Source organism: Rhizobium ecuadorense, assembly GCF_001187535.1.
Taxonomy (GTDB): domain Bacteria; phylum Pseudomonadota; class Alphaproteobacteria; order Rhizobiales; family Rhizobiaceae; genus Rhizobium; species Rhizobium ecuadorense.
On the sequence record NZ_LFIO01001024.1, the window covers coordinates 1 to 371 of the forward strand.

A 371-nucleotide genomic window follows, 5' to 3' on the forward strand; every position below is an offset into this window, starting at 1 on the left:
CTTGATGCCGGTGGCTTCCTCGAAATATTTCTTCAGCTGCGAGTTGATGGCGTTTGACGGGGGTGTCGATTCCGTGGCGAGTTTGAGCGTGGTGCCGGCAAACGGCTTGCCGACGTCCTGCAGCCACTTGATCACTTCCGGCGACGGCTGCAGTGCTTCCTGTGCATTGGCCTGCGAGAACCCGCCAAACGGCCGGCGACCCAAACCCATGCCCAGTGCGCCTGCACCCAGGCCCAGCTTGCCGGCGGCCATCAGGAAGTCGCGGCGGGCCATCTGGCCCTTGACGAACCTATCGGTGATCGATGCGAGATGCATCTTTCTAATACTGTCCTTCATCCTGTTCTCCTCCACTTTTAAACGGACGACAGAAT

General features: G+C 59.3%; 1 pseudogene. It reads right to left on the reverse strand.

The features are described 5' to 3' along the window. A pseudogene (locus AF337_RS18575) lies at positions 1-336 on the reverse strand (ABC transporter substrate-binding protein); the annotation flags it as partial. Positions 337-371 lie beyond the last annotated feature (35 nt).